The organism is bacterium (assembly GCA_035380285.1).
In the GTDB taxonomy this organism is placed as follows: Bacteria; Auribacterota; Erginobacteria; order Erginobacterales; family DAOSXE01; genus DAOSXE01.
This window is the reverse complement of record DAOSXE010000016.1, coordinates 20,246-46,206: the sequence shown is the minus strand read 5'-3', so window position 1 is coordinate 46,206 and position 25,961 is coordinate 20,246. Positions and strand designations below refer to the sequence as shown.

20 protein-coding genes are annotated in these 25,961 nt (G+C 61.9%); 9 read left to right on the top strand and 11 right to left on the bottom strand.

Annotated elements, in window-relative coordinates; all coding sequences use genetic code 11:
- Window positions 1-37: 37 nt before the first annotated feature.
- A complete protein-coding gene (locus PLZ73_07625) occupies window positions 38-1,015 on the bottom strand; it encodes a DUF481 domain-containing protein (protein ID HOO77743.1) in 978 nt (325 codons plus the stop codon).
- The gene (gene pncA / locus PLZ73_07620) at window positions 1,012-1,704 is read right to left on the bottom strand and encodes a bifunctional nicotinamidase/pyrazinamidase (GenBank protein ID HOO77742.1); all 693 of its coding nucleotides are present in this window, start codon (window positions 1,702-1,704) and stop codon (window positions 1,012-1,014) included. The genes PLZ73_07625 and pncA overlap by 4 nt, the downstream gene beginning before the upstream one ends.
- A gap of 169 nt (window positions 1,705-1,873) precedes the next feature.
- On the opposite strand from pncA, the gene PLZ73_07615 reads away from it, so the two are divergent.
- From PLZ73_07615 to PLZ73_07605, 3 genes are read left to right on the top strand one after another with little or no spacing between them, the layout of a single operon-like run.
- On the top strand, window positions 1,874-2,251 hold the full coding sequence (locus tag PLZ73_07615; protein ID HOO77741.1) for a hypothetical protein: 378 nt from the start codon (window positions 1,874-1,876) through the stop codon (window positions 2,249-2,251).
- Entirely contained in the window at window positions 2,248-2,961 is a 714-nt protein-coding gene (locus PLZ73_07610; GenBank protein HOO77740.1) for a FecR domain-containing protein, read from the top strand. Before PLZ73_07615 ends, PLZ73_07610 begins: the two co-directional genes overlap by 4 nt.
- Complete coding sequence (locus tag PLZ73_07605) at window positions 2,958-4,685, top strand: hypothetical protein (protein ID HOO77739.1); 1,728 nt, start codon at window positions 2,958-2,960, stop codon at window positions 4,683-4,685. Before PLZ73_07610 ends, PLZ73_07605 begins: the two co-directional genes overlap by 4 nt.
- Here PLZ73_07605 and PLZ73_07600 read toward each other — a convergent pair whose 3' ends face one another.
- The 8 genes from PLZ73_07600 to ilvD form a co-directional block, all read right to left on the bottom strand.
- Complete coding sequence (locus PLZ73_07600) at window positions 4,686-6,902, bottom strand: hypothetical protein (protein HOO77738.1); 2,217 nt, start codon at window positions 6,900-6,902, stop codon at window positions 4,686-4,688.
- 48 nt (window positions 6,903-6,950) lie between these two features.
- Window positions 6,951-7,769 carry a prepilin peptidase gene (locus PLZ73_07595; protein ID HOO77737.1) on the bottom strand — a complete coding sequence of 273 codons (819 nt, stop codon included), beginning with the start codon at window positions 7,767-7,769 and terminating at the stop codon, window positions 6,951-6,953.
- Window positions 7,770-7,771: 2 nt separating this feature from the next.
- Entirely contained in the window at window positions 7,772-9,337 is a 1,566-nt protein-coding gene (locus PLZ73_07590; protein ID HOO77736.1) for a 2-isopropylmalate synthase, read from the bottom strand.
- A gap of 89 nt (window positions 9,338-9,426) precedes the next feature.
- The gene (locus tag PLZ73_07585; protein ID HOO77735.1) at window positions 9,427-10,233 is read right to left on the bottom strand and encodes a response regulator; all 807 of its coding nucleotides are present in this window, start codon (window positions 10,231-10,233) and stop codon (window positions 9,427-9,429) included.
- The gene (gene ilvC / locus PLZ73_07580; protein HOO77734.1) at window positions 10,221-11,210 is read right to left on the bottom strand and encodes a ketol-acid reductoisomerase; all 990 of its coding nucleotides are present in this window, start codon (window positions 11,208-11,210) and stop codon (window positions 10,221-10,223) included. Before ilvC ends, PLZ73_07585 begins: the two co-directional genes overlap by 13 nt.
- Before the next feature lie 69 nt (window positions 11,211-11,279).
- Entirely contained in the window at window positions 11,280-11,774 is a 495-nt protein-coding gene (gene ilvN / locus PLZ73_07575; GenBank protein ID HOO77733.1) for an acetolactate synthase small subunit, read from the bottom strand.
- Between the two features lie 28 nt (window positions 11,775-11,802).
- Window positions 11,803-13,470, bottom strand: a complete 1,668-nt coding sequence (gene ilvB, locus PLZ73_07570) for a biosynthetic-type acetolactate synthase large subunit (GenBank protein HOO77732.1) — start codon at window positions 13,468-13,470, stop codon at window positions 11,803-11,805.
- A 100-nt stretch (window positions 13,471-13,570) separates the two neighbouring features.
- Window positions 13,571-15,226 carry a dihydroxy-acid dehydratase gene (gene ilvD / locus PLZ73_07565; GenBank protein HOO77731.1) on the bottom strand — a complete coding sequence of 552 codons (1,656 nt, stop codon included), beginning with the start codon at window positions 15,224-15,226 and terminating at the stop codon, window positions 13,571-13,573.
- Window positions 15,227-15,451: 225 nt separating this feature from the next.
- On the opposite strand from ilvD, the gene PLZ73_07560 reads away from it, so the two are divergent.
- From PLZ73_07560 to PLZ73_07540, 5 genes are all read left to right on the top strand, one after another.
- Window positions 15,452-15,976, top strand: coding sequence for an NAD(P)H-dependent oxidoreductase subunit E (locus PLZ73_07560; protein HOO77730.1), 525 nt, complete (start codon window positions 15,452-15,454; stop codon window positions 15,974-15,976).
- Window positions 15,973-19,101: an NADH-ubiquinone oxidoreductase-F iron-sulfur binding region domain-containing protein gene (locus PLZ73_07555; protein HOO77729.1), complete on the top strand. Its 3,129-nt coding sequence runs from the start codon at window positions 15,973-15,975 to the stop codon at window positions 19,099-19,101. The genes PLZ73_07560 and PLZ73_07555 overlap by 4 nt, the downstream gene beginning before the upstream one ends.
- 65 nt (window positions 19,102-19,166) lie before the next feature.
- Window positions 19,167-20,939, top strand: a complete 1,773-nt coding sequence (locus PLZ73_07550; GenBank protein HOO77728.1) for an NADH-dependent [FeFe] hydrogenase, group A6 — start codon at window positions 19,167-19,169, stop codon at window positions 20,937-20,939.
- Window positions 20,940-21,020: 81 nt separating this feature from the next.
- A complete protein-coding gene (locus PLZ73_07545; protein ID HOO77727.1) occupies window positions 21,021-21,458 on the top strand; it encodes a CBS domain-containing protein in 438 nt (145 codons plus the stop codon).
- Window positions 21,459-21,940: 482 nt separating this feature from the next.
- Window positions 21,941-23,194, top strand: coding sequence for an HNH endonuclease signature motif containing protein (locus PLZ73_07540; protein ID HOO77726.1), 1,254 nt, complete (start codon window positions 21,941-21,943; stop codon window positions 23,192-23,194).
- A 113-nt stretch (window positions 23,195-23,307) separates the two neighbouring features.
- On the opposite strand, the gene PLZ73_07535 is transcribed toward PLZ73_07540, so the two are convergent.
- The gene (locus tag PLZ73_07535; protein ID HOO77725.1) at window positions 23,308-23,769 is read right to left on the bottom strand and encodes a hypothetical protein; all 462 of its coding nucleotides are present in this window, start codon (window positions 23,767-23,769) and stop codon (window positions 23,308-23,310) included.
- 1,518 nt (window positions 23,770-25,287) lie between these two features.
- Here PLZ73_07535 and PLZ73_07530 point away from each other — a divergent pair.
- Window positions 25,288-25,935 (top strand): hypothetical protein, encoded by a 648-nt coding sequence (locus PLZ73_07530; GenBank protein ID HOO77724.1) that lies wholly within the window; start codon window positions 25,288-25,290, stop codon window positions 25,933-25,935.
- Window positions 25,936-25,961 lie beyond the last annotated feature (26 nt).

The following is a 25,961-nucleotide window of genomic DNA, read 5'->3' as shown; positions in this document are numbered from 1 at the left end:
GTGTCGCCGCCGCGGGTTCCCTCGGCGGCTTCTTCCGTTAGAGTGAGTACCCCAAAGCCGCGGAAATACCGATATCGTTGTTTTTCTTGTCCTCGGGAGGGGAACTGTCGTAGCGGTCGCTCAGGATCAGTCCCAGATAAAGGTTGCCCGCAACCGTGAATTTAAGGGCCAGTTCGGCGTCGAGAAGATAGTGGGAGAACTCGCTCACCTTGGGCTGATAACTGACGGTTTCGTTGACGGCAAGCAGGGAAGACAAGTCATAGTTTCCGTTCTGGGCCAGCCGCAGATGTACGCCGTGCTGGTCGGGAGATCCGTCGTAGCGGCTGTCGATATAACCCGCCCCCGCCTCCACCCCCGCATAGCCGTGTTCGCTCTGCAGGAGATCGTAGCCGAGCCCGACCCCGTTCTCCAGCCGGCGGGTGAGGTCCTTCATCCGGTCGAACCCGGCTTGGGAACGGGCGTAGGCGTAGCTGAAATCGAAGATGAAGACGTCGGCCTGAAGCCATGCCTGCCCGTTGTCGGTGGTATCGCGGCGGCTCTCCCCCTCTTTTTTTTCGTTCCCGTACGCGTAGCGGGCCCCCAGGGTGAAGCGGCTGATGTCCTCGACCAGGTAGCCGGCGTCCAGGGCGCCGTTGAAATCGCTCTGGTTGGAGTTGCCGTCGGCCAGACCGTATCCCAGGGCCAGCGAGAGGGACCAGGGGTTGACCGGGGCCGGGTTCGCCGATTTCAAACGGCTGAAAGGAGAGTCGGCGGCAAGCAGCTCCGTGGTTTCGAATTCCCCCCCGTCCACATACAGGACGGGAACGGGTTCGGCGAAAAGCACCTTGGAGACTCCGCCGGTATCCAGGGACACCTTTCCTCCCCACGGCGTGGTTATGGTCAGGGTTTCCCCCTGGATCCGGCAGTCGCTGCCGGTGAGGCGGTCGCCGTTTTCGAGCACGACCTCGTCGGCCCCGGCCACCGCGGCCGCAGCCGCAGCCACGGCCGCGCCCAGAATCGCGTAGAGCGTTTTCATGATCCGTCCTTTTCCGTTGTCCGCACGTGCCGCGTCCGGAGCGGGGGGATTCCCCGGTCGAATCCCCGTTTCTTCAAAATCGAGGGCACCCGGAGCGAGTCGATGACGGCAATGCCCTTTTCCCGCAGGAAAGCCAGCGTTTCCCGCTCGGTTTCGACGGAAACGGCGGCCGTGGCGTCTCCGATCACGTAAACGGCGTCCACGAATTCGCGCGCGTCCGCGGCGGAGAAGCGGACGCAATAATCGAGAGCGAGCCCGGCGATGAAGAGGTCCGAGACGCCGTGTTCCTTCAGAAAGGCTCCCAGGCCGGTGGGGTTGCGGTGGTTGTTGTCGTAGAAGGCGGAGTAGGAGTCCACCGTCGGGTCCGTCCCCTTGGAGAACAGCTTGCGGAAGCGGCGCCAATCCAGGGAGTCGAGCAGTTCCGCTCCCGGGCTGCCCTGGACGCAGTGAACCGGCCACATCACCTGGGGGTGTCCCCCCAGTTCCCCGAGTTGGTAGGGTTGAGCTCCGGGGTGTTGGGTGTGGAAGCTGCCGTGGTCGCGGGGGTGCCAATCGCGGGTACCGACCACCAGGGGGAAGAGAGGCATAAGCCGGTTGATGACGGGCACGACCGCCCGGCCGCCCCGGACCGCCAGGGCCCCCCCCTCGACGAAATCGTTCTGGATGTCGACGACCAGGAGAGCCGGTATTTTTGCGCCGGTCTCGCTTTTCCGCTCCCGTGAGATCATGTTCCGATAATAGCAGAATACATGCTCCGGTTCCATTCCGGCTCTTCTGCCCCGGCGATCGGGAAAAATGATGAAAACCCTCCCCGCCCGCAAGTATACTGCGCCTAGAGGAGGACGGGAAAATCCAAGAATGAAACCGCTTGCCGCCGGACTGTTCGCGCTGCTGGCCTTCTCGGCCCGTGCCGCCGCGCCGCCCTCCCCCCTGCCCCCGCCGCCCGCCCGCCTGATCGTCCCCATGAACGGCGCCGTGGTCGCGCCCGACCCGTTGTCCCGTCCTTTCTCCTGGAGCGCGGTTCCCGGGGCCGCGCGGTACCGTCTGGAAATTTCCGCCGACCGCGACTTTGCGGTGGTCGTCGACGACCGCTTGGCGGCGGGGACGGATGGGGTGGGCAGCGAACTGCCGCCCGGAACCTTTTTCTGGAGGGTGAGCTCCCTCACCGCCGAAGGGCTCGAAGGGCCTCCGTGCGGGCCGCGTTTGCTGGTGGTTTCTCCGGAGATCGGCCCATGATCCGTTCGCTGTTCCTGGCGGCGGCCTTGCTTTCGGGAAGCGGCGGGGATCTCCCCTCCCGGGGTATCCTGGTACGGGTGGGCGACACCCCGGACACCCTCGCCGCCGAAGCCCTGGTCCGTCCGGAAGCCTGGAACGAGGTCGAGGAAGAAAACTCGCTCCTCAATCCCGGCACCGTTCTCTGGGTCCCCCTGCCTCTTCTCCGTCCCCGGGGGCAACCGGTCGTGCTCCGCTGCCTGGGTGCGCCGCGGGTGCGTCCCCGGGGTCAGCGGAACTGGGTCCCGGTCCGGGAAGGGTTGCTGTTGGAAGCCGGGGATGTCGTGGAGACGCCGCTCGGATCGTCCCTGGAATTGAAATACCCCGCCGGCAACCGGATCTCGGTGCGACAGCTCAGCCGGTGCGTGTGCCTTTCCCCGGAGGAAAAGGCCGCCGCCGCGATCGGGGTCGCCCGGGGCCGGGTGGTCTGTTCCGCGGGCGCGGGGGAGAACCGGACGGGAGACGCCATGGTTGTCATCGCTCCCGGTTTGGAGGTATTATCTCATAATGCCGAGTTCAGAGTGAAAGCCGGTCCCTCCGGCAGGTCGCAGGTGGAGGTCTTAAGGGGCGAGGTCGAAGCGAGCTGCTCCGGGACCGGACAAACCGTCGGGGCGGGGCAAGGGTTATTTTCCTCAACCGCGACGCCCTCCGCCGGGCGAGGAGGATTCGAATGAACCGCGTATTGGTATTTCTGCTCATCGCGGCGGGGTGGGTTTGCCCGCCCGGCGCCGTCCGCGGCGCCGAAACCGTCACGGAAGCCGACTGGGTCACGCAATTGGCCCGGTTTACGGGGCTCCAGTCCCGCCTGTATTCGCCGGGGACCATTCAGAATTACATCGAGATCATATCCCAACCGGGTTATCTGCGTTTCGAAGCCGAAAAGGCCGATTTTTCCACCGGCGTGAAGAAGGAGGTCACGCTCCGCTACGGCGTCCCCAGCGGGGATGCTTATCTCCAGGCCGGCGCCGGCGGAGGGTTGATCACCTTCCGTTTTGTCCTGCCCGCCCGCCGGACCTATCTTCTGCAGGTCCGTTCCCTGGGGGGGGAACAGGAATGGATGATCGACGAGAGCCGGGTCCGGGTGCCGTCTTCGGAAGGAGAACTCGAGTGGCGCGAAGTGGGCGATTTCGAGCTCTCTCCGGGCCCGCACGACATCACCGTCACCGTGCCCCCGGAGGGGGCGCTCGACGCTTTCGAGCTGATCACCGACGCCGTCCCCAGCCTCGCGCCCCGTTCCGGGTTCCAGCCGGAGCAGGCGCTGCGGTACGGGAAAAAGGCCGAAAGCGTTATCCGGGCCCTCGATCTGCTCGACCAACTCCCCGTCGCTCCCGGGTTTTTCCTGCTCCGGGAGTGCGAACGCTTTCAGAAGGCCGCCGGGTCCTGGACGGTTCAGAGCGGGGACGAACACGGTTCCTATTCCGGGACCGGCTGGGTTGCGGCCGGCGCCGGCGGGGCCGCGCTCGAATACGAGGTGGACCTGCCCGGTCCCGGGCTTTACGGGTTCGAGGCCCGGGTTTTCGGGGGGCTGCGCCAGATCGTCGGTTTCGATTACGGGCGCGATAAAAGTTATTTTCCCGCGCTTTCCACCGACGATTTTTCCTGGACCCCGGTGGGAGCTTTTTTCATGGAGGGAGATCGTCATCACGTTCAGTTCGAGCTTCCTCCCGGCGCCGGCATGGACGGGTTCCGCATCATCCGTCACGCCGCCGCCGCCGAGGATTATCTGGATCTGCTCTTCCGCCTGGGTTTTCAGGAAAGAGGAGTCGGCCGGGAAGACGAGACCCTGGCCAACATAGGGGATTTCCCCGGCATCACCGTCGAAGCCGAGCAGTTGCTGGAGAAATCCCCGGCTTACCGGGAAGGAGACGAGGGCGCTCCCGGGAAGAAGACCAATGGGATAAGGATGACCGCTTCCGGCCCCGCCGCCGAGTGGGGGGGGCGCGCGGTTAAGATTGAAGACGACGATATCTATACGCTCTACCTGCTGGGGAGAGGGGCCGCGCCGATAGGATGCATGGTCAAGGGCCCCGATGGAACGATCCTCGACCAGCGGCCGGTATATCCTCCCCGCGCCGATGCCTACGACTGGACCAGGGCGGTGGACCTTCCCCTGCGGGAAGGAGAGGTGGAAATATGGCTTTCCTTCCCCCCCGGCTCCGGAGTGGACGCCGTCAAGCTCGTGCCCCGGGCTTGGCCGGAAAAGACGCTGGCCGAGCTGGTGGAAGACGAAGTCGACCGCGACGACGCCGACGGCAACCTGGAGCGGATGCGGGCGATGCAGCCCTGGTTCGAATCGTACGGTCCGGGCCCCGATGTCACCCTGGAGCCTCAGGTGGAGGAACAGGAGGACGAGGAATACGAATACGGTCCCGCCAGTCCCGCTCTCCCCGGAGGCTGATCAGCCCCGCCGCCGGACCGAAGCGACGGCCAGACAGCCGGACAAGACCACCAGGGCGCCGCTCAGGCAGGTCAGGGGCAGGCCGAGCAGCGGGATCATGACCACGCTCACCAGGGCGGCGCCGCCTGCGGCGCCGGCCAGATCCGCGCCATAAGCGGTTCCTCCTGCCGCTCCCGGTGCCGTCCCGGTCCAGGTCAAGACCCTGACCGCGGTCGGGAAGGGAAGCCCCCCCACCGCCCCCGCGCCCGCGGCCAGGAGGTAAAACTGCCAGCGGGTCAAGCCGGGGAATCCGACCAGCAGGGCCGCCGACGCCAAGGTGAACAGCCCGGCGGGCGCTAGGACGAGAAGAAAACGCCGGAAAGGATCGCCGGTCGGTCGGTCCAGGCGCAAACCCAGCCACCCTCCCCCGCCCAGGCCGAACATGCCCCCCGCCACCAGAAAACCCAGGTCCCGGTAAAGGGTTCCGTATCGGACCTGAAAACCGATCATCAGCACGATCTGGAGCAGGATGCCGATGAAGCCGACGGTGCAGGCTCCCCACGCTACGAGGGCCCGGGCGGCGGGCCGGCTCCGTCCCAGCCCGGCGGCGCCGGCGGCTCCGATTCCCGCGGCCGGGAGCAGAAACCACCACCAGGCGATGGCCGAAGCGGCGGAGAGGATCCGGCTCCACCAGGTGGCGGCCCCGCCTTTGAAGTAGCCGCTCCAGAGGACGGCGTTGTAGTAATAGCAGATCGGGCGCAGGTCGCGGTTGACCGCCGCGCCGGCGGCGGTGTTGAGCGCGTTCCCGAAGGCCGCGGTCCGAAACGGCGACAGCCGGTCCTCCAGCGTTCCTTCCGCTACGGCGAGGGGATGCAGCCCTTCCGCCCGCGCGCGGGCGGCCAGCAGCTTGTAGTCGAGGGGCGCGCGTTTTCCCCGCGCGCAGATAAAGTTGCAGGGATCCCCGGGAACGAGTTCCACCCCGGCGAAGGCTTTCTCCGCCGTCCGCTGCAGGGCGGCCAGGAAACGGGCCTGTTCGGGGCCGATGTAGTTTTCCGAGGAGGTGACGGAAAACGCGCAGATCCCCCCGGGAGCCAAACGGCGAACGATGGCTCGGTAGAATTCCAGGGTATAGAAGCGGTTGACGGAGGCGTTGACCGGATCGGGAAGCGCCAGGAGGACGAGATCGAAGGCGCCCCCGGCTCTCCCCAGGTAAACCCGGAGATCTTCATGGACGATCCTCACCCGCGGATCGTCGAATATCGCCCCGGTCCCGGGGAAGCCGGCCATAACCCGCGCCGCCTCGGGATCGGGTTCGACCCAGACCGCTTCTTGCACCCGGGGGGACCGCAGAATTTCCCGCAGTTCTCCCGGGCCGCCCCCGGCCAGCAGAACCCGTCGAGGCTTTTCCACGGCCAACAGCGCCGGATAAACCGCCGCTTCCGCCCCGTGGCGGTCGGGCCAGGCGGCGGCCAGGATCCCGTTGAGGAACAGGGATATCTGCCCCTCTTTCTCGACTTCGACCAGTTCCCCGTAGTTGGATCCGCTGATGGAGACCAGGCCGTAGCCGTCCCAACGGGCCGCGACCAGCGCGCGGTCGATTTCGGCGCCGGCCGAGATTCCGACTGCCGCCGGGATAACGGCCGCCGCCGCCGTGGCCGCCCGGAAACGCTTCGATCCGGAGACGACCGCCGCGGCCAGACAGTAGCCCCCCGCCCCCCCAAAAGCGAGTTGAAGAGGGGTAAGGGCCTTTCCCAGAAGCAGTGCGGCCAGAACCGCGCCCGCCGCCGCGCCCAGGGCCTCGCCCAGGTAGAATAATCCCGCGTCCCGGCCGGCGCCCGATGCCCGGCAGGCCAGAGCGAAGACGGCGCCGTTGAAGACGCAGAAGGGGCCGAGCAGCAACAGGTAGAGCGGAAGCAAACCGGAGAATCCGATGACTTCCCCGGGAACCAGCCCCAGGAGCAGGGGCGCGCTTCTGACCGCGATCATGGTCCCGGGAGCGAGCGCCGCGCCCAGAAGAAGAAACCGCGCCAGCCCGGCCGGGGTCGGGCGGAATCGGGAGGCCAGCAGGCTGCCGGCGGCTCCCCAGGCCAGCCAGGAACCCAGGGCCAGTCCCAGGGCCAGTTCGTTGCCGGAGGCCAAAGCCGTCAGGTCCCGCAGGAGCATGACCTGAACCGCGGTGGGGATGAAACCCGCCGCGGCGATTCCGAAGACGATTCCGCGTCGAGGTTTGTCCGCCATATTCACCCCCACCGCCGCCGCCGGCCTCGGCCGGCGGCGCGTTCGGACTTAGAAACCGTACAGCGAGAGGTACCAACGGACCAGGCGCCAACCGTAGAGAAGGCCGAGCCAGCATCCGATGGAAAGAAAGGGACCGAAGGGAAGCCGGTCCTGTCGGCCCCGGCGCCCGAGGGCGATCAGGACCAGGCCGGCGACGGCGGCGGCCACGGCCCCCAGGAAGATGGAGAAAAGCGCCATCTCCCAGCCCAGCCAGATCCCGGCCGCCGCCATCAGCTTGACATCCCCCATCCCCATGGCTTCTTTCCTGAGCAACGCCTTGCCCAGGGTCCCCAGCAGCCAGAGGACTCCACCCCCGGCCGCCGCCCCCAACAGGGACCGGAGGATGACGTCGGGCAAGGGCTCGCTCCCCAGCCAGGCCAGGAAAAGGACGAAGCCCAAGCCGACCAGGCCCAGGGGCAGGGTGATGCGGTCGGGAATGATCTGGTGCCCGATGTCGATGACGCTGAGGGCCAAAAGCGAAGCGGCGAACCACCAGTAGAACGGGAGCACGAGCGGGAGGTACCTCAGGGGAACGCCGTGAAAGAGCAGATAGAGATAGCTCCAGGCGAAGAGCCCCGCGGTCGCCACCTCGACCAGGGGATATCGGAGCGGAATCGGCTCCCCGCAGGATCGGCACCTCCCCTTGAGAATCAGGTAGCTGAGCATGGGAATGTTGTCGAACCAGGCGATCTTCGCCGAGCAGGCCGGGCAGTGGGAGCGGGGAGCGACCACGGATTCGCCGGCCGGAATCCGGTGGATGCAGACGTTGAGGAAGCTCCCCGCCGCCAACCCCGCCAGGAGCACGATCAGGGCGATTACGATCGCCATGCTTAAGCGCTCCGGCGCGGGCCCCGCCGCTTCGGGGCCGCTTTCTTCCGGGAGGCGGCCAGCTTGTTGACGGCGTTGAGGTAGGCGCGGACGCTGGCTTCGATCACGTCGGTGCTCGAGGCCCGTCCGGATACGGTCTCCCGCCCGCTGCGCACGATCATCGATACCTCGCCCACGGCGTCTTTCCCCTGGCTCAGGGCCCGCAGCTCGTAGTCGCTCATCTCCCCCTTGATCCCGGTGATCCGGTCGATGGCCCGGCAGGCCGCGTCGACCGGCCCGTCGCCGCAGGCCGCGTCCTGAAACGTCTCCGCGCCCTTCTTCAGGCGCACGGTGGCGGTGGGCACCGTCCGGTTGCCGCTGGTGACGTTCAGATATTCCAGGGCGAAAATGCGCGGGCCGGTGGTGAGAATATCGTCGATCAACGCCTCCAGGTCCTCGTCGTAGACGTTTTTCTTCTTATCGGCCAACGCCTTGAAGGAAGTGAAGGCGTTCTCCAGCTCGTCTTCGCTCATGCGGTAGCCCAGGGCTTTCATCCGATCGCGAAAGGCGTGCCGCCCCGAATGTTTGCCCAGCACCAGGGTGCTGGTCGGCACCCCGACGTCTTCGGGGGACATGATCTCGTAGGTGGAACGTTCCTTCAACACGCCGTCCTGATGAATCCCCGACTCGTGAGCGAACGCGTTTTCGCCGACGACGGCCTTGTTGCGCTGGACCGCCAGGCCGGTGAGATGGCTCACCAGCCGGCTGGTCTTGTATATCTGCCGGGAACGGATGCCGGTGGTCAGCCCCCAGATGTCCCGCCGTACCTTGAGGGCCATGACCAATTCCTCCAGGGAAGCGTTTCCCGCGCGCTCGCCCAGGCCGTTGATGGTGCATTCGACCTGCCGGGCGCCGTTTTCCAGGGCGGCCAGGGAATTGGCCACGCCCAGCCCCAGGTCGTTGTGGCAGTGGACGCTGATCACGGCCCGTTCGATGCCGGCCACTTTTCCGTAGAGATACGCGATCAGGTCCCCGAACTCCGAGGGGGTGGAATACCCCACGGTGTCGGGGATATTGACGGTGCCGGCCCCGGCGCCGATGACGGCTTCGACGACCTGAGCCAGAAATTCCGGTTCCGTTCGGGAAGCGTCTTCCGGGGAAAACTCGACGTCGGAGCAATAGGCGCGGGCCATCTTGACCGCCGCCGCCCCCTGGCGGATGATCTCGTCTTTGGCTTTACGCAGCTTGAACTCGCGGTGGATTTTGGACGTGGCCAGGAAAACATGGATCCTGGGGTTTTCCGCCTTCTCCAGCGCCTGGGCGGCGCGGTCGATGTCTTTTTTCAGGGACCGGGCCAGAGCGGCCACGGTCGTGCCCTTGATCTCCCCGGCCACCGATTTCACGGCTTCGAAATCGCCTTCCGAGGCGATCGGGAACCCGGCCTCGATCACGTCCACCCCCAGCTTGACCAGTTGCCGGGCGATCCTGAGCTTCTCCCGGATGGTCAGGCTCGCTCCCGGCGACTGTTCGCCGTCGCGCAGGGTGGTATCGAAAATAATGACCCGGTTGTTCTGGCTTCGAGCTGTCATGTCGCTTCTCCTTATCGCGGACGCCGATCCCCGTATAAGACATTATCGTCCGCGGAAGGCGGGCGGCGCCAGGCTTTTCCCCCCCGGGTTCAGTAGGTAAGTTCGAGCCAGCAGAGAAAATCGGCCAGGGTCGGCCAGGACATCTCGTAGTCGGCCGCGTCCACCCTGACCAGCTCGATGGCGTCGCTGAAATCCCTGATGGCGCTTTCGGGGTTGCAGTCGGCGAAGGAAGATCGGTCCCAGCGGATGCATTCTCCTTTTCCGCATTTGGGCGATTTCACGATCACTTTTCCCATGGCGTGCCGGCCGCAGAGCAGGATCAGGTGGTCCTCGTGCCCCCGCACGTGAAAATGGACGTGACCGCCCATGTCCAGCCCGTTGCGGAATATCTTCCGGAACACCGTCCGCGAAAGGTACCGGGGGCTGGTGTTGACGCCCCCGGTCTTGGTGTAGAACCCGGGTTTGCGCAGGCCCATCCGTCCTTTTCCCTTGCGGAAGAGGATTTTGAGGGTGCGCCGCAGCTCCGGGTATCCGAAGGGTTTGCGGATGAAGCCCGTCACCCCCGTCTCCAGCGCCTCGCGGGCTTCGGCGCGGGACAGGTCGTAAGCCGACATGAGAATGGCGGGCAACTGGCCGTGCCGGTCGGTCAAGCGACGGAAGAGTTCCAGGCCGGTGCCGTCGGGGAGATGGCAGTCGATCAGGGCGGCATCGGGGAGGGACTCCGCCGCCAGGCCCAGGGCCTCGGCGGCGGTCGAAGCCGATCGGGCCCGGTAACCCAACAGGCCCAGATAGCGACGCAGGACCTGCCGCAACAGGTCCTCGTCTTCGACGACCAGGATGTTTTTCTGGTCGGAGCGGGGCAAACGCTCCGCGATGATGGGTTCTATTTCAGCCAACTCATCATGCTCCTGAGCTTGGCTCCCACCTCTTCGATCAGATGAGCCGCCTGACGCCGGGCCATGGCCTTGAAGGCCGGACAGCCGGCCTGATTCTCCAGAATCCATTCCCGGGCGAAGTCGCCGTTGCGGATTTCACCCAGGATCCGCTCCATCTCCTTGCGGGTCTCGGCGGTTATGATCCGCGGTCCCCGGGTCAGGTCCCCGTACTCGGCGGTGTTGCTGATGGAGTAGCGCATGCCCGCGATGCCGGCCTTGTTCATGAGATCGGTGATGAGCTTCAGTTCGTGCAGGCATTCGAAGTAGGCGATTTCGGGCTGGTATCCGGCGTCGACCAGGGTTTCGAAGCCGGCCCGGACCAGCTCCGTCAATCCCCCGCACAACACCACCTGCTCTCCGAACAGGTCCGTTTCGGTTTCTTCGGCGAAGGTCGTTTCCAGTATCCCCGCCCTCCCCCCGCCGATCCCGCAGGCGTGTGCCAGAGCCAACTCCCGGGCCTTCCCGCTGGCGTCCTGGTAGACGGCGATCAGGCAGGGGACCCCGCTGCCGCTTTCGAAGGTCTCCCGGACCAGGTGGCCCGGGCCTTTGGGGGCGACCATGTAGACGTCGACGTCGCGGGGCGGCACGATCTGGCTGAAGTGGATATTGAAGCCGTGGGAGAAGGATATCGCCTTCCCTTTTTTCAGCGCGGGCGCGATGCTCTCCCGGTACACCCGGGATTGGACCTCGTCGGGGAGAAGGATATGGATGAGATCGGCTTCCTCGGCGGCCCGGGCCGCGGGGATGGGTTGAAATCCGTGTTCGACGGCCAGGTCGTGGTTGGGAGTGCCGGGAAGTTCCGAGACGATGACCTCCACTCCGCTGTCGCGCAGGTTCAGGGCTTGGGCGTGGCCTTGGCTTCCGTAGCCGATCACGGCCACTTTTTTCCCGGTCAGGACCTCCATCCGGGCGTCGCTGTCGTACAGGACCTGGGTCATCTTCGCTTCCTCCGATTTTCGGTTCCAAAAACTATTAAGTATCTCCGATCGGCCCCCCCGGGGCAAGCGTTATCGGGCGATGGCGATCTGCCCGGTCCGGACCAGCTCGCGGACGCCGTAGGCGGACATGAGGTTGAGAAAAGCCCCGACCTTACCCTCGCTTCCGGTCAGCTCGAAAACGACCGAGTCCCGCGATATATCGGGGATCCGGGCTTTGAAAACTCCGCCGATCTCCAAAATTTCGGCGCGCGTGGCGGCCGTGGTCTTGACCCTGACCAGAACCAGCTCCCTCCCGACGCAATCCTCGCTCGTCATGTCCTTGATTTTGATGACGTCGACCAGTTTGTTGAGCTGCTTTTCGACCTGTTCCATGATCTGGGGATTTCCCAGGTCGTCGACGACGATGGTCATTTGGGAAACGGAGGCGTCCCCGGTTTCCCCGACGGCGAGACTGGCGATATTGAACCCCCTCCCGCTGAAGAGGCCCGCAACCCGGGCCAGGACGCCGAACTTGTTCTCGACCATGACCGAGATGATATGCCTGGTGGATTTACTTTCTTTCATGTCGTTATGCTCCTGGGCCGCGCCCGGTTCAGGCCATTCCGTTGATCATCTGCCGAAGGCTGGCTCCGGCCGGAACCATGGGGAAAACGTTTTCTTCGGGTTCGATCCGAAAATCGATCATGACCGGGCCCGGAGTTTTGATCGCCTTCTTCAGGGCTCCGACGACGTCTTTTTTCTCCGTGACCCGCATCCCGACGGCCCCGAAGGCTTCCGCCAGCTTGACGAAATCGGGGTTGCCGTCGAGGACGGTACCGCAGTAACGCTTTTCGTAGAACAGCTCCTGCCACTGCCGGACCATCCCCAGATACCCGTTATTGAGGATGATGATCTTGATGGGGAGGCAGTTGTGGACGGCGGTGGCCAGTTCCTGGATGTTCATCTGGATGCTCCCGTCCCCGGCGATGTCGAAGACCAGCTTATCCGGATTCCCCAGCTGGGCTCCGATGGCCGCGGGGAAACCGTAACCCATGGTCCCCAGGCCTCCGGAGGAGAGGAACGTCCGGGGATGAAGGTAGCCGTAGAACTGTGCCGCCCACATCTGGTTCTGGCCGACCTCGGTGGAGATGATGGCTTCGCCCCCGGTCAGCTTATCGATCTGCTCGATGATGTACTGAGGGCGGAGACGCCCGTCCTGCTGGTAGCTGAGCGGAAATTCCTTTTTCCAGGCCGCGATCTGCTGCTGCCAGGGCCCTATCGAGGGACGGCGGACGATCTTGTTCAGCTCCTTTAAAACCGATTTGGCGTCCCCGACGACGGGGATATCGACCTTGATGTTCTTGCTGACCGACGTCGGATCGATATCGATATGAGCGACTTCGGCTTCGGTCGCGAACTCGTCGAGTTTCCCGGTGATCCGGTCGTCGAATCTGGCTCCGATGGCGATCAGAAGATCGGCCTCGAGAATGGCGTAGTTGGCGTACTTGGTCCCGTGCATGCCCAGCATCCCCAGGGAGAGCGGGTCGTCGGCCGGGAAAACCCCCATCGCCATCAGGGTGGTGGTGACGGGGATCCCGGTTTTTTTGACCAGGGTCCGCAACTCTTCCGATGCCCCGGAAGCGATGACTCCGCCCCCGGCGTAGATGATCGGCCGGGAGGCGCGGGCGATGGCTTCGGCCAGCTTCTTGATCTGCCGAGGATGCCCTTCGTAGACCGGCTTGTAGCCGCGGACCTCGATGGTCTTGGGATAGCGGTTCTTGGTCTCGGCCTTCTGGATGTCTTTGGGCAGATCGACCAAGATCGGCCCCGGGCGCCCGGAGGAGGCCAGGAAAAACGCTTCCTTGATGATCCCCGGAAGATCGTGGACGTTGGTGACCAGGTAATTGTGCTTGGTGATCGGCCTGGTGATCCCGACGATGTCGGCTTCCTGAAAAGCGTCGTTGCCGATCATGTTCGAAGAGACCTGGCCGGTGAAGGCGACCATCGGGATCGAGTCCATGTAGGCGGTCGCGATGCCGGTGACCAGGTTGGTGGCGCCCGGGCCGGAGGTGGCTATGCAGACACCGGGTTTACCGGTGGAGCGGGCATAGCCGTCGGCGGCGTGCGCCGCTCCCTGCTCGTGGCGGGTGAGGATGAACTTGATCTTCTTGCTTTTCCACAGTTCGTCGAAGATGTCGATAACGGCTCCTCCGGGGTAACCGAAGATAACCTCGACGCCTTCTTTTTCCAGGCAGTCAACCAGGAGTTTCGCCCCTTTCATTATTCGAGCTCCTTCGCTTGCGCTTTCAAACCGTACATGATTGCGATCCGAGTCAATCCCGGGGAACGCCCGTGACGGGCGGTGCGGCGGCGGGAAAAGGTCAGGATCGTCCCAAAACCGCCCCGCGATCGGCCGAACTCACAAGGCCTGCGTAACGGGCAAGAAACCCGGCCAGTTTTTTGGCCGGCGCCCGCCACAGAGATCTCCTTTTGGCGAGTTCTTTCCGGGTCAGATGGACGGTAAGGGCTCGGTTGGGAATATCCAGAGTGATCAGGTCGCCGTTGCGGACCAGGGCGATCGGCCCTCCGGCCGCCGCTTCGGGAGAGACATGGCCGACGCAGGGGCCCTTGGTCCCCCCCGAGAAGCGCCCGTCGGTGATCAGCCCGACCGAAGTTCCCATCCCCATGCCGACGATGGCGGAGGTGAGGGAAAGCATCTCCCGCATTCCCGGGCCGCCCCGGGGACCTTCGTAGCGGATGACGACGACCGACCCGGGCTTGATCGCCCCTTTCATCAAGGCTTTCATCCCGGCTTCCTCGGAATCGAAAACGACCGCTTTTCCGGTGATGGTCATGGCTTCGGGCGCGACCGCGCTCTGCTTGATGACCGCTCCGTCGGGGGCGAGGTTGCCCCGGAGGACGGCGATACCCCCCTCTTTCCGGTGTTCCCGCCCGGCCGGCCGGATGATCTCGGGATCGACGACCCGGGCGCGGGAAGCGATGGCGGCGGTGGCCAGGCCGGAGACGGTGGGGTTGTTCCGGATCCGGCGGCCCAGGGTTTTCATGACCGCGGCGATGCCGCCCGCGCGGTCGAGATCTTCCATCATCCATTCGCCGCCCGGACGCATATCGGCGATATGCGGCGTGCGCCGGCTGATCCGGTCGAAGGTTTCCAGGGGCAGCTCGATCCCCAGCTCGTGGGCGATGGCGGTGATGTGCAAAACCGTGTTGGTGGATCCCCCCAGGGCCATGTCGACCGCGATCCCGTTCTCCAGGGCCGTACGGGTCATGATGGAGCGGGGCCGGATATCCTTGGCTATCAGTTCGACGATTTTCTGGCCGCTCAGATACGCGATCCGCTGCTTGGCCGCGCCCACGGCGGGAGCGGTGGCGCACCCGGGGAGGCTCATGCCCATGGCCTCGGTGACGCAAGCCATGGTGTTGGCGGTATACATCCCCTGGCACGAGCCCGCGCCGGGACAGGCCTGGATTTCATAAGCGGCGACTTCTTTTTCGGTCATCTTTCCGGCCTGGGCCCGGCCGATGGCCTCGAAGGTGGCGCGGACCATGGAAAGGCGTTCGTCGCCCAGGTGCCCGGCCAGCATCGGGCCGGCGGTGACGACGATGGCCGGTATGTTCAGCCTCGCGGCGGCCATGATCATCCCCGGAGTGATCTTATCGCAGTTGGTGAGCAGGACCAGCCCGTCGAGGGCGTGGCCCAGGGTAACCATTTCGATCATGTCCGCGATCAGTTCCCGGGAGGGAAGCGAACAGTACATGCCCGGGTGGCCCATGGCGATACCGTCGCAGATGCCCGGAACCGAGAAGAGAAAAGGCCGGCCGCCGGCCGCGTAGACGCCGTTTTCGATCGCTCGTTCCAGGGGCCGCATGGCGACGTGCCCGGGGATGAGGTCGGTAAAGGAGGAAACCAGCCCGACGAAGGGTTTCTTCAAATCCGACGGATCGACCCCGGTCGCGTACATCAGGGCGCGGTGGGGCGCCCGTTCCAGCCCGCGCTTGACCGCGTCCGATCTCAGGCCTGTCTTTTTTCCGGCGGCAGCCATGGTTTTTCCCCTTCCGGTGTAACCGCATACAATTACCGCAGGCCCGGGCGACTGTCCAGACAAAATTCCCCGCCTGCGAGGGCGCGGGCCATGGAAATTCCTGGCGTCGGCTCGCCGGTACCGGTATCATTTTTGCGCCGCCCCGCGGCCGTGAAGAGGCGAACGGGCCGAACCGAAGCCGGAAAGGAGCATCCGTTTATGGCTGAGACGAAAGTGGGCTGCGCCTGCGCCCCGTCCGAAACCGATCCGGCCCTGCTCTCCCGCCTGGACGAGCTGGTCCGCGACTATCGGGAACGGCCCGGGGGCCTGATCCCGGTTCTCCAGATCGCCCAGGGGATGTTCGGTTACCTGCCCGAAGCGGTCTTGAAGCGGATCAGTCTGGGGATGGACAAGCCCTATTCGGAAGTCGCGGGCGTGGTCAGTTTTTATTCGTTCTTCTCCACCCGCCCCCGGGGCAGGTTCCTGATCAGGGTCTGCCTGGGGACCGCCTGTTACGTGCGGGGGGGAAAACGGGTTCTGGCGGCCCTGAGCAAGGAATTGGGGATCGAAGTGGGGGGCACCACCGAGGACCGGCTCTTTTCCCTGGAAGTGGCGCGGTGTTTCGGCGCGTGCGGCCTGGCGCCGGTCATCACGGTCAACGACGACATTCATCAACGGGTGAAGGAAAGCAAGGTCCGCGAGCTGATCGCTTCCTATCGCCGCCAGGCGGAGGGGAAGGAATGAGCGGGCGCATTGCCGACCGCGGGCAACTGGCGGACCTGCGCGAGCGCCTGCGCCCCGCCCTGCTCCCGCGCCTGGGCGGGGCCGAAGACGACGGCGAGGGCGGTCAGGTCCTGGTCTGTACCGGGGGGGGGTGCCTGGCCTCGGGAGCGGAGGACGTCTGCCGGGCCTTCGAAACGACGCTGAAGGAAACCGGTCTCGACGGCCGCTACCGTGTGGTGCGCACCGGGTGCATGGGGCCCTGCGCCGAAGGCCCCGTGGCCCGGGTGATGCCCGGCGGGGTTTTTTACCGCGGCCTGGGTGCCGATGACGCGGCCGAAATCGTGCGCGAGCATCTGCTGAACGGCCGTCCCGTCCGGCGGCTCCTGCCCCGCGACTCCGGGGAAGGTCGGCCCGGCGGAAAATCCCGGGACGACTATTTCGGCAAGCAGAAGAAAATCGTTCTGCGCAACTGCGGGGTCGTCGACCCCACCGAGATCGACGACTACATAGCCTTGGACGGCTACGAAGCCCTGGCCCGGGTGCTGGAAGAGAATGCGCCCGACGCGGTCATCGACACCGTTCTCGAATCGGGGCTGAGGGGCCGCGGCGGGGGAGGTTTCCCCACCGGGATGAAGTGGCGTCTGACCCGGGGGGCGAAGGGGAGCCCCAAGAACGTCGTCTGCAACGCCGACGAGGGCGACCCCGGGGCCTTCATGGACCGGAGCGTCCTCGAAGGCGATCCTCACAGCGTGATCGAAGGCATGGCCGTGGCCGCTCACGCCATCGGGGCTTCCAACGGCTACGTCTACTGCCGGGCCGAGTATCCCCTGGCCATCGAGCGCTTGGGGGGAGCGATCCGGCAGGCCCGGGAACGGGGGCTCTTGGGCAGGGACATCCTCGGGTCGGGCTTCGATTTCGATATCGAAATCCGCCGCGGCTCGGGGGCCTTCGTCTGCGGCGAGGAAACAGCCTTGATGACGTCGATCGAAGGGAACCGGGGGGAGCCTCGGCCCCGTCCGCCGTTTCCGGCCAACCAAGGGCTCTGGGGCCTCCCCACCCTGCTCAACAACGTCGAGACCTTCGCCAATATCCCCCCCATCGTCCTCAAGGGGGCGGCCTGGTACGCTTCCCTGGGGGCGGGAAAGAGCAAGGGCACCAAGGTCTTCGCCCTGGCCGGCGCCGTCAAGACCGCCGGGCTGGTGGAGGTCCCGATCGGGATTCAACTGGGGGAATTGATTTACGACATCGGCGGAGGCGTCCCCGGGGGAAGGCCGTTCAAGGCGGCCCAGATCGGGGGGCCGTCGGGGGGCTGCATCCCCCGGCGGCACCTGGGCGTCTCCCTGGACTACGAATCCCTCACCGAGCTGGGCGCGATCATGGGCTCGGGCGGCTTGATCGTGATGGACGACGAAACCTGCATGGTCGACGTCGCCCGCTACTTCCTGGAATTCGTGCAGGAGGAATCGTGCGGGAAATGCACGCCCTGCCGGGTCGGGACCAAGCGGTTGCTCGAAATCCTGGAACGGATCTGCGCCGGCAACGGGGAGGAGGAAGACATCGAGCGCCTGGTCGAGCTGGGGAACGAGATCAAGAAAACCGCCCTCTGTGGGCTGGGGAAGACCGCCGCCAACCCGGTGCTTTCCACCCTCCGCCACTTTCGGGACGAGTACGTGGACCATATCCGGTATCGCCGCTGTCCGGCGGGCGTCTGCCCTTCCCTGGTCCGGGCGCCTTGCCAGAGCGCCTGCCCCGCTTCGGTGGACGTTCCCGGTTTCGTGGCGCTGACCGGAGAAAAACGCTACGCCGAAGCCCTGCGCCTGCACCGGGAGCGTAACCCCTTCGCCGCCGCCTGCGCCCGGGTTTGTTTCCACACCTGCGAGGACCATTGCCGTCGGGCGACGCTCGACGGGGCCGTCTCCATCCGGTCCGTCAAACGGTTCATGGTCGACCAGGAAGTCACCGTCCAGGTCCCCGAGGTCCGCAGCAGCGACGCCAACGCCGCCCGCCGGGTGGTGGTGGTCGGGGCGGGGCCGGCCGGGCTCAGCTGCGCTTATTTCCTGGCGCGCCTGGGGTACCGCCCCCGCGTTCTGGAAGCCCAGTTCCGCCCCGGGGGCATGATGGTCCAGGCCATCCCCGCCTACCGCCTTCCCCGGGAAATCCTCGCCCGCGAGATCCGGATGCTGGAGCGGATCGGCGTGCGCATCGAAACCGGAGTCGAGCTGGGGCGGCACGTCACCCTGGAGGGGCTCCGGCGGGAGGGAGCCGAGGCCGTCTTCATAGCCCTGGGCGCCCCCGAAGGCAAACGGCTGAACATTCCCGGCGAGGAGAACCGGGGCGTCACCGAGGCCCTGGGCTTTCTGCGCGAGTACAATATCCGGGGATCGGTCCCGGTCGGGCGGAACGTCGTCGTCTGCGGCGGCGGCAACGCCGCCGTCGACGCCGCCCGGACCGCTCTCCGGTTGGGCGCCGAGAGCGTCACCATCGTCTACCGGCGGACCCGCGAGGAAATGCCCGCCTATGCCGAGGAGATCGAAGAAGCCGAACACGAGGGAATCGTGCTGAGGATGCTCACCGCCCCCGTCGAAATCGTCGGCGACGGCGGGAGCGTGACGGGTCTCAAATGCCGGCGCATGCGGCTGGGGGATTTCGATCCCTCGGGGCGCCGCCGACCCGAGGCCGGAGATGCCGAAGATTTCGTCATCCCCTGCGACCAGGTCATCGCCGCCATCGGCCAGAACCCGTCGCCCCCCGAGGTGCTGGGGAGCGTCTCCCCGGACCGGGACGAACGCGGGTACCTGGCCGTGGAGCCGAGTTCGGGGAGGACGTCGGTCCCCTGGCTTTTCGCCGGCGGCGACGCGGTCAGCGGGCCTTCGTCGGTCATCGAAGCGGTGGCTTCGGGCGAACGCGCCGCGGCGGCCATCGACCGCGCCCTGACCGGGGAGGACCACGCTTTCTGGCGGGACGACAGGGAGGTTCCGGTCCCGGTCTATCCCGACCAGGACCCGACCTCCGATCCCCGGGAAAATCTGCCCCTGATCTCGATCGAGAGACGGAGGAATAATTTCGACGAAGTCGAGCTGCCCTGGGACGAACAAACCGCGGTCAGGCAGGCCAAGCGCTGCCTGCGCTGCGATTACAAGGCATGACATGAGGAAAAACCGGTGAACGACGGCATCCCGATCGGGCGCCCGATCCGGGCGGAGTTGCGGATATGCTGAAATTGGAGATCGATTCGATTCCGGTCGAGGTTCCCGAAGGGACCTCGGTCTTGGAAGCGGCCCGGGCCGCAGGGATCAAAATTCCGACCCTCTGTTACCTGGAAAAGGTCCAGGGCATCGGGGCCTGCCGGGTCTGCCTGGTCGAGATCGAGGGGCACCGGGACCTGATGGCTTCCTGCGTAATGCCCGCGGCCGACGGGATGGTCGTCCGCACCAACAACCAGCGGGTGCGCGACGCCCGCCGGACCGTGGTGGAGCTGCTTCTGTCGGAACACGAGGGCGACTGCCGCACCTGCGAACGCAGCGGGAATTGCGAGCTGGAATCGCTGGCCCGGACCCTGGGGATCCGGGAAGTGCGCTACCTCGGCGAACGCCGCCCCCGTTTCATGGATTCCTCGACCGCGGCGCTGGTAAGGGATTCGGGCAAATGCATCTCCTGTCGGCGCTGCGTCACCGTCTGCAACGAAGTGCAGACCGTGGGGGCGCTCTTTCCCCAGGGACGGGGGTTTTCGACCGTCATCGGGCCCGCCTTCCGGTCCGACCTGGACGAAGTCGCCTGCGTCCAGTGCGGACAGTGCGCGGCGGTCTGCCCGGTGGGGGCGATAACCGGCAAGGAGGAGATCGCCCCCGTATGGGAAGCGCTGGACGACCCCGACCGGTTCGTGGTCGTCCAGACCGCCCCGGCCATCCGCGCCGCCCTGGGCGAGTGTTTCGGGTATCCCCCGGGAACCCGCGTCACCGGCAAGATGGTCACCGGCCTGCGGCGGCTGGGGTTCGACGCGGTCTTCGACACCAATTTTTCGGCCGACCTGACCATCATGGAGGAGGGGAGCGAATTTCTGGAGCGCCTGAGCCGGGCCCTGCGCGACGGCGAGGCCGCCCCCCTCCCCCAGTTCACCAGCTGCTGCCCGGGCTGGATCAAGTTCGCGGAATATTCCTTCCCGGAACTGCTCCCCAACCTCTCTTCCTGCAAGAGCCCGCAGCAGATGCTGGGAGCGGTGGCCAAGACCTACTACGCCGGCCGGGCGGGCATCGACCCCGACAAGATCACGGTGGTTTCGGTGATGCCCTGCACCGCCAAGAAATTCGAGTGCCGCCGTCCCGAGATGCGCGGGTCCGGGTTCCAGGACGTGGATTACGTCCTCACCACCCGCGAGTTGGGCAGGATGATGAACCAGGCCGGGATCGACTTCGCCTCCCTCCCCGAAAGCGCCGCCGACTCTCCGCTGGGGCTTTCCTCCGGGGCGGCCGATATCTTCGCCAACACCGGCGGAGTGATGGAGGCGGCTTTGCGGACCGCCTACGCCCTGGTGACCGGCCGGTCGCTTCCCGGGCGCAACCTCCACGTCGACGCCGTCGAGGGGCTGGAGGGGGTCAAGGAAGCGGTCGTCCCCCTTTCCGGCTGCCTGCCGGAGTGGTCTTTTCTGGAGGGGGTCGAGCTCAAGGTCGCGGTCGCCCACGGCCTGGGCAACGCCCGGCGGCTGGCGGAAGCGGTTCTCGCCGGCCGGGGCGGCTATCATTTCGTGGAGGTCATGGCCTGTCCGGGGGGGTGTATCGGCGGCGGCGGCCAACCCCGGATTACCACCGATCGGGTCCGGGCGGCCCGCATGGCCGCGATTTTCCAGGAAGACGAAGGCAAAGAATTAAGGATGTCGCACCAGAACCCCGAAATCGTCGAAATCTACGAGGAGTACCTGGGGCGCCCGCTGGGAGAGATCTCCCACCGGCTGCTGCACACCCGCTACCGGGAGCGCAGCCGGGTATGAAGGATCGAGAGCCGAGCGCCGGCGGGCGGTAAATACACGTACTTTCATTTCGAAACCGGTGCCAACCGCGAGGAGGTGGCGATGAGCATCAGTATCAGCAAGCTCCTGGAAGCGAAGGGGGATCAGGTTTTTTCCGCCTCTCCCGAAACCCTGGCCCTCGACGCCATGAAACTGATGGCCGCCAAGGGGATCGGGACCATCTTGGTCGTGGAGGACGCCGACCTGGTGGGGATCGTTTCCGAACGTGACTTCATCCGCAAGCTGGTTCTGGAGAACCGCGCCGCCGGGGAATACATGATCAAGGACATCATGACGCCCCACCCCATCACCGTCACCCCGGAACAGACCGTGGAAGCCTGCATGCACCTCATGACCGAAAAAAGGATCCGGCACCTCCCCGTGGTTGCGGACAACAAGGTTGTCGGGATCATCTCCATCGGAGACGTGGTCAAGTACCTGCTCTCCGAGAAAGAAACCCTGATCAAGCATTACGAGCGCTACATCTACGAGGGGTGGTGAGGGGCGGGGAGAGCATGGAGCAGAGAGCATAGGGCATAGAGAAAGACAGAGCCCACCGCAGGACCACGCTAGGGTTCAGGGTTCGGGGTTCAGGAGGGATGCCCCCGACCTCGGCCCCTGGAGATGTTGCACCTGATGACTCTGATTAACTCTGATTGAGGAAAGTATGCAGGGTTCAGGAGAGGAGCATGGAGCAGAGGGCATGGGGCATAGAGGAAGAGCCCACAGCAGGACCACTCTAGGGTTCAGGGTTCGGGGTTCGGGGGAAGAATTCAGAATACAGATTTCAGTAGTCAGTAGCCCCCGACCTCGGCCCCTGGGGATTTTTGCACCTGATTGCTCTGGTTGGGGGAAGAATTCAGAATACAGTATTCAGAATTCAGTAGCCCCCGACCTCGGCACCTCTGGGAGTCCACAGATTTCACAGATTAAGGGAAAGGGAGGAACTGAGATTACGCAGATTGAGAAAGATGGGATAAAATATGAATGACAGAATTTTTTCAGATGCAATACAGTATAAAGTAATTGTAGAAAATCTAGAGAAGAATAACGGACAATTAAGATGCGAAATATGCAAAAAAGAAATTACGACTAAAATAAATTGCCATTTTGATCATATCGTTCCTTATTCAAAAGGTGGAAAATCTGTATTATCGAATTGCCAAATTCTCTGTGCAGAATGTAATTTAAAAAAGAATGACAAGGAAGTCCATGATTTTATTTTAGAGGGAAAAGCTAAAAAATTTCTTCAAGGTGAACCAATAAATAATATAGATGATTTAGTTGAAAAAGATGCTGCGTTAAATGAAAAAGAATTAACAAAAGAAGATTTTGATAAAATCATTAAAATATTTATTTCACAAAGAGGTACTCTAAAAAAAGTAGATTTTTTTAGAGACAGAAATCATCTTCCTTCTTTTTCGTATGTTCTTAAATTTTATGGTGGTTTAACTGAATTAAAAGAAAAATTTGGGTTGGAAGTAGGTTTGCCTAAATGGGATAGAGATTCGATTCGATCTGCATTAGAAAAATATATATCAGAACAAGGAAATTTCTTTCAGAAGGATTTGACCAAACAGAATCGTTTACCATCATTACCTTGTGTTTTGGTACATTATCCTGAGTTAAAAAGTTTTTCAGAGGTTAAAGAATTTTTTGGATTGAAAAGAACTAGGATTAATTGGACTAAAGAACTTGCAATAAACGCTGGAGAAATATTTATCCAAAAAAATGGAAAAATAACGCAAAAGGATTTATGCTCAAAGAATGACTTACCGACTTCTAATGTTATATCTCGTTTATTTAAGTCTTTAGCCGAATATCAAAAAATCATTGGAGCTGAAATAACTTCAAGAAATGAATTCGTTACTATTGAAGATATTTCATGTGCCGTAGATAAATACTTCAAAGGTAAAGATAGAATTATAAAAAGCAGGTCTATTTTCTTTAAATCATTTCCGTATAGTGAAAGTACTATATTAAAAAGATTTGAATATTTTGAAAAGTTTTGTACTCGATATGATATTAATATTTTAAATACTAAGAAAGGTAAATTTACAAAACAGGAAGTTGACCAACTAATAATCGATTTCATAAAATCAGGGAAACCAATGCCTACTTCATCAAAAAATTTAACAAAAAATGGATTGCCTTCTTTAGCCGTCCTTCTTAGATTTTATGAATCTTGGAAAGAGCCTTTCATGTATTATTCTAAAATGTATGAAAAAGTAAAATAAGGGGCATAACAACAAGTTCCACCTGACATTGCTTTTGTCATAAAAACTGCATACGCAATTTTTACGCCAAGCCTACACTTCGTTTCGTCACAGCAAAGCAGGTGAACTAAATGTTAGGCACATATGACACAACTTCCAGCAGGAATCGATAAGACACCGAGGGCTACATGTCGCTCCGAACTCTCATCGAAAGACATCTCCAGACCGCCGCTGGCGCTTACATGCCCAACCATTTCTTGCTGACACTCGATGCGGATACTCCCTTCATCACCGGTCCGGACGACAACCCAGTAGCAGACCCGCGCTTGTTCCATATCTTCTTTCACGAATACTGGCACTACCTTCAAAACGTCACCACTGTGTCCGGATTCAAATCGTTCGCGTTCACGCAGCACCTCTTGCCGCCATTCTCGAAGACGCTTCTTCGCAACGCCGACGGAACAAGCGTGGGAGCGGGTGCCCTCACTCCACAGGAGCGCACCAACATCAGAACTCTGCTCGACCTTCACAATGACCTTGATGGTGAGGACGCCCCAACCGACGCCATCGGGAGAGATTGGGACGTCGACTTTCAAGTAGTCGGGATTAGTCTCTTACATACCACGCGCGCATATGCGACTCAAAAAGTTCCTAATCCCATCGTGACTCTTGACGTAGAGTGCACCTGGCCCAACGGGAGCAGAGCTCCGGAGCGGCTACATCTGGGCGCCCGCTCCATTGAGGAGTCAGTCGCGTTTTTGGCCGAGGAGCAAGTGCGCCAGACGATTGCCACCGCATCATTCGATCCTCCGCCCGTCTTCCCCTATCGGGTAGCTGAAAGAACTCTACAATATATCTTTGGCTATCCGCCGCCGGCGTTCATCACAGCGGCACTTGGAACACTTGCCCTGCTCACCACTCATCCCGGACCGGCCCTTATCGAGCTTGCCCGCAGATTTCACGCGGAGGTGCAGGTAGGAAAAGACTATGATTCGGCCCTTGGAACTGTCCAACGAGTACATCAACCGTCCGTCACTCGTATCATCTCCACAATCCTGGACCATGATCTCCCCAGTCTTGAGCAGATACACCAAGGCCGGGGGTTACTGGAGGGAGCGCTTATACACGTGGGATCTACAATCCGTCGCGCACTCGTTCGCAGACTGACTGATCCACTCTTTGACGTCCGCTCTGTCTTTCCAACCGCGAACCACACCTCAGTTAAGGCGCTTCAACGCGACTTTCCGTCTTGTGACGTGTTACAGGAGCGAGTCCCTGTTTCCGGGGTATTCCCGCGAGACATCATCGTCTCTTTCGATCCGTCTGGTCCGGATGCCCTCGGCAACGCGCCTAGCATCTATACCCGGTCATTGCAGGCGCAGCAGGACTTCGTGTGCGCACATCTCGATAACACTGGTTCATTCTCACCTTCTGGACAGTGCCACTCAAGTTGTCCTTACTATGACGCCTGCCGCCTCCCGCTTCGCAATAGCCATCCCAGCGTGTGCGAGCACATGCCCTGGATAGCTCAATCCCAACCGGGTGATTCATGTTGGTACGCCACGGCTGTCGCGGCCACGCTCGGACGAGTTCAGATTCGCAGACATACGCCAGCTGCGCTATGGAGATTCAGCGATCGAATACGCAAGGAAGCCTATCAGCTCTGGGAGGTCGTCCGTTCGGTGATAACTAGGCGGATTGGTTTCAGGCTGAAAAAAAAAGTCAGAGTAAACGTAGACAACACTGGAGGTGCCTAACATGCCAATGCAGCCGATAGCGAAGATGTCTTCCGCCGCGGCTGATTGCCCCGTTCCGAATTCAGCAGCCCCTTCCGACCCCATATTTTCTCTTCTCCATGAACTTCATGTTCTTCAGGGTAAAACTAAGATTACGCAGATAGGGAAAGGGAGAAATCACTAAATATAACCAGGGTATTTTAAGTGGTATATCAACCAACCGTTAATTTTGGAGCAAGCTTACTCACCTTGAAAAAGGAAAAAAACAGCAAAATATTGACGTTTTCCCCTCTCGCCGGTAAACTTTTGCCATCGGGTACAGGCAATTGTAGATTGTGTAGAATTATAAATTATGCCCTCAATTGCTCGGTAATTGCAATGGAAAAACGAACCTCTATATCTTTGCTTATAGATCAGGAAGCGCCGGAAGAGATATTCCATTCTTTTGTAGATGACCTGTCAGAAATGGATGTCGAAGCTAAAATAGTTCGCCGTGAATCGGAAGGCCCCTTCATGGCTCTGGACTGGCTAATACCTACCGGAATCATTCTGTTTATCGCCAAGCCTTACTTCGAAACCATTCTAAAGAAAATGGCAGAAGACCATTATGTGATGCTTAAGAGTGCGACGAGTAAACTATGGCAGAAGATGTTTGGCGCCAACCCGGAAATAGAAAGATTTGTTGTGGTTCATGGAGGTAAAATTAAAGAATCAATTTTCTCTCGTTCTTTTTCGGTGACAGCGCAAAGCGTTGATGGACACAAAATTACTTTACTTTTTTTGAAAGGAGCTAACCAAGAGGAATTTGATGCAGCAATCGAAATGTTTGAGGCTTTGATGCTTAATCATCATTCAAGTCAAGGTAAAGATTTCCTCTCTGGTTTGTTGGAGGCGCGTAAGCAAATCCCAAAACACTGGCAACAGTTGATCTATTTAAATCCAGAATCCCGTCAGCTTGAGTTAATCGACTATATTCAAAGCTCAAAGCAACAAAGACTGATTGGCGAAGAAATACGTTCAAAATAGGCATAACAATACGCTCCAAGGGACGT